We start from the raw sequence: 4639 nt of genomic DNA, 5'->3' as shown, positions 1-4639 counted from the left end.
AGCAAAAGTAGTTCCTGAAACCGCACTGCTTAACAAGATATTTGGTGCCGTTCCTGAACATATATCCTGGAATGACGGGCTTGCAACTACATCAGGAATTGGGTTAACCGTTACCGAAGTAGTTTTTAAACATCCGTTTGCATCAGTATAGGTTACAGTCACTGTTCCTGCAGAAATACCTTTAATGGTTCCAGCTGGTAATGTAGGATCAAATGCTGCAATAGCATTATCGGAAGAAGTCCATGCGTTTGTTGTAGCAGGCGTTCCAGAACCAGACAATAACGAAGTTTCATTAACACAAATTGTAGTAGTTCCACTAATTGAAGGAATCGGGTTTACCACTAAATCAAAATTTGTTGTTACAAATGAACCGTCAGACACTTTCTGTTTTCTAACATAAATTGTTTGTCCTGAACTTACAAAACTGCTCAATTGAGTTGGCAATGTATTTCCTGGAGGAATCGGATTAAATGGTCCCGAACCATCAGCACTAGCTAATGTTGTGTGGTAAGTAATAACAAAATCTGAAGCATTTTCACTTGGCAATAAAACTTCAGAATCTTGCACCGCAATATCAAAAGTTTCAGAACCATTAGAATCTGTATCACATGCTAGTAAATCATCAACCTCACAAGGATCAACAACAACTTGGAATGTTTTAATTTTTTTACAAGAGAACGCGGTAAAGTTATCTTGAATCACTGCATACAAAGTTGCTGTAGGACTCGTATAAGCAGGCCAGTCAGATTCAGGTATAATATCAGTACCCGTTTGAGCCCCTATCAATGATGTATGTAAACTAATACTGTATTGAAAAGGATCTAAAATCCCTAAATAATTGTTCATTGTTGTGGTCAGATCAAAAACCTCAGTACCCGGATTTGCATCAGTATCACATTCGGTAAGATCTGTAGGTGTTGTCCCTGTTGGAACATCTAACATTGTAACGGTAACCGGAACAGGTGCCGTTATTGTATAATTAACTCCGCAAATATTATAGGTTACCTCTACATTATAAGTTGTTGTAGTGGTTGGATACACAGTCGGGTTTTTAGTATTCCCAACAACAGCTCCTGTTTGGTCTTTCCAAACATAAGTAGGTATAATTTCTGAAGCACTTGGTGAAAAACGCCATGCCTCAGAGGGGATACCATTAACCCCTGCACTCCAAGCACCAGTATTTCTTCCCGGTGGCGCTAACCCTTGGGTTCCATCATTATTCTGAATACCTAAAGTTCCTTTTCCTCCATTCCAGGTACAGCTAGCATCCCTTTTAATCACGTAAACATCAATAATATTTGTAGCCTCATACATAATGATTTGACTCGTCTGTTTAACACTTCCGCAAGAAAAGTTTGGAACATTATTCATATTAAAAACAAACATTCTATTTGGATAAGTTCCCTGAACTGCAAAATTCACATCAACAGAAGGTGCCGGATTAGGATAAGTATCCTGAAACACCCCATGAATTGCATTTCTATAAAGTGGGCCACCGCCTCCATTAACAGAAGGAATCAATGGATTTCCAGCTAATGACCATCCCGTACCGTCTCCAGGACCATAAGCTCCTCCAGGAACTACCCCATTAATACTAAAGGATATTACACCGTTGGAGTTGAGCAACAATTTCTGAAAGGTCTGACCCCAAAAACAAAAATTAAATGGTTGTGGTGTTCCTAATTTTATGTCATATATATTTGACCAGTTATCATCACTATACAGACCCGCAGCACTTGGCGGATAAGTACCCACAGGACTATTGATCGAAATTGGAGAGACTGAATATGAATTTGTATTATATATACTTGTATTGGTACAATTTAGAACAACTGCTCCACCAGGATTACAGCTTTGCAAACTTCCCGAAGTAGTAACCTGTAAATTAGGTGGCGCTTGTCCATTTGTATTATAAATACCGAACAATAATCCTACAAAAAACAAGACTAGGTAATTATTTTTCATTTTTTGAAAATTTAATCATAAAACGCAAAAATAAAGTTTTAAACAAAATATTTAAACTTTTTTTTAAATATTCGTAACACAAAAACCTGCAATTTTGTTATTAATACAATAAAAGCCGCTTAAAAGCGGCTTTTATTAATAATTTATTTACTAATTTTTTAACAGTTATTTTTATAATTAACGTTTTAATGAGAAATGCGATTTAAAAATTCTTTCAGTTTTTTGAGGTCCATCATTAAATCTAACCGTAAACCAGTAGTCTGTTGCAGGTAAATTGCTTCCATTTAATGTTCCGTCCCATCCGCCTGGTGTTGAAGGAGTTAGTTGTTTAACCAACTTACCATAGCGGTCAAAAATCAAAATCTCTGCATTAGGATTATCAGGAATCAAATCCTTAATATTCCAATAATCATTATATCCATCTCCATTTGGAGTAAAGAAATGCGGATAACCAATTACATATTTAATCATTTCAAAATCCGTACACGACTCTTCATCAACTATATGAACAGTATGCGATCCTGTTGTAACATTGGTAAACACATTCGACGACTGGTATGCTCCTCCATCTAAACTATACAGAAGTGCATGTGATCCTCCCGTTACAACAACTGTTAATGTTGGATTGTCACTAAATGCTTCATTAGTATAAATCTGCACTGGTGTAGCCGCAGTAGATACAGTTACTTGTACTGGAGCAATAACCTCAGAAACACATCCTGTCAATGAATTCATTACCAATACATTGTACTCTCCTACTCCATGATCTACTGTGTTATCAGCTAAATTAACTAAATAGCTACTGTTTGCAGAAGTTTCTACCAATACTCCATCATGATACCACTCGAATACATAAATATTACTTGAATTATTTATTCCGGTATTCAATGTATAAGTATTAATTACTTCGCCCGTTGTTGGATTAATACAAATGTGTCCTTCTACTAACTCAGGTTCCGGCAATGGGTTTACGGTAATTACTACTGTTATTGAATTACCAACACAGCCATTCGCTAAGGGCGTTACTACATAAATAGCTTGCCCTGGCTGATTTCCTGTTGTTATCAACTCTTGTGCAATAAGCACTCCTGTGCCATCTGAAGCTCCACTAACTCCATTTTGAGTTACTGTCCAAGAAAAAGTAGTAGCCGGAATGATTGCGCTCAATCCAATTGCTGTTGGTTCACCACTACAAATAGTTGTAACTCCTGTTGTAGTAAACACTTCTGGAACCGGATTTACATTTACAGTTACTGTTATAGGATTACCTGAACAACCATTTGCATGCGGAGTAATAATATAATTTACTGTTCCTGCTGTAGTTCCAATGGTCGTTAATGTTTGAGCAATCGTATTACCTGATCCGGAAGCCGCTCCTAAAACTCCTGTCTGAACAACTGCCCAAGTATATGTTGTATTCGGAATAGTACTTGTCAATGAGATACCAGTCTGAGTTCCTGAACAAATCGTTTGACTTGTAGGTGTTGCCGTTACCACTGGAATTGGGTTCACCTGTACTGTCACAGCCACCGGAGTTCCCGGACAACCATTTACAACTGGAACAACCGTATAAACTGCCTGTCCAATGTTGTTACCAATAGTTGTAAGCACTTGAGAAAGACTATTTCCTGTTCCAGATGTTGCTCCTGTCACATTCGATTGCACTACGTTCCAATTAAATGTTGTTCCCGGTAAACTTCCAGAGAATGAAACGCTTGCTGTTCCTCCTGAACAAATACTTAATGAAGCTGGTGTAGCTGTCATTGTTGCTTTTGGAGTAACTCTGATTATTACATTGATAGGCGTACCTGAACAACCATTATAAGACGGCGTTACTGTATAGGTTACCATTCCCATTGTACTTCCAGTCGCGATGATACTATGAGAAATTACACTTCCAGATCCTGCTGCGGCTCCAGATGCTCCAACTTGACTTACTGTCCATGAATAAGTTGTACCTGCAATAGTACTACTTAAAGGAATATTAATTGATTCTCCAGAACAGATTGTCAGATTTGAAGGATTAGCCATTGCTACCGGTGCCGGTTTAACATTAATTGTTACACTAATTGGCGTACCTGTACATCCATTAGCCGTTGGAACAATTGTATAAATTGCTGTCCCTGTAACCGTACCAGTTGCTGTTAATGTTTGTGCTATTGATGCACCTGAACCTGCTATTGCTCCTGTCACTCCTGTCTGAACTACTGTCCATGAATAAGCAGTTCCACTTAAATTACTTCCTACAGTAATAGAAGCCACATCACCTGAACATATACTATTTGTTGAAGTAAGTAACATTATCTGTGGCGTTGCCGGTTGAGCATTAATCACAATTGGTGCAGAGGCTACCGAAGTACAGCCTGCAGCATTGGTAACCGTATAAGTATAGCTTCCCGTTGCCAGACCACTGATGGTCGTTGTGGTTCCTGTTCCTGTGATTCCTCCCGGATTAAGCGTCCAGGTGCCCGCTGCAGGTAAACCGCTTAAGGCAACACTTCCTGTGGCAACCGTACACGTTGGCTGAGTGATGGTTCCTACTACCGGTGCCGTTGGGGTAACCGGTTGAACATTGATCACAATTGGTGCTGAGGCTACCGAAGTACAGCCTGCAGCATTGGTAACCGTATAAGTATAGCTTCCCGTTGCCAGACCACTGATGGTCGTTGTGGTG

Annotated in this window: 1 protein-coding gene and 1 pseudogene; both read right to left on the bottom strand. The window is 39.0% G+C overall.

The window, feature by feature from the left end; all coding sequences use genetic code 11:
• A pseudogene (locus LZZ90_RS13875) lies at nt 1-1965 on the bottom strand (hypothetical protein); the annotation flags it as partial.
• A 177-nt stretch (nt 1966-2142) separates the two neighbouring features.
• A partial coding sequence (locus tag LZZ90_RS13870) for a PKD-like domain-containing protein (protein ID WP_237791303.1) occupies nt 2143-4639 on the bottom strand: 2497 nt, incomplete at its 5' end.

The sequence above is a fragment of the Flavobacterium sp. SM15 genome (assembly GCF_022012335.1).
Lineage (GTDB): Bacteria > Bacteroidota > Bacteroidia > Flavobacteriales > Flavobacteriaceae > Flavobacterium.
Note: the sequence above shows the minus strand (reverse complement) of the source record. Positions and strands in the feature narration are given on the sequence as shown.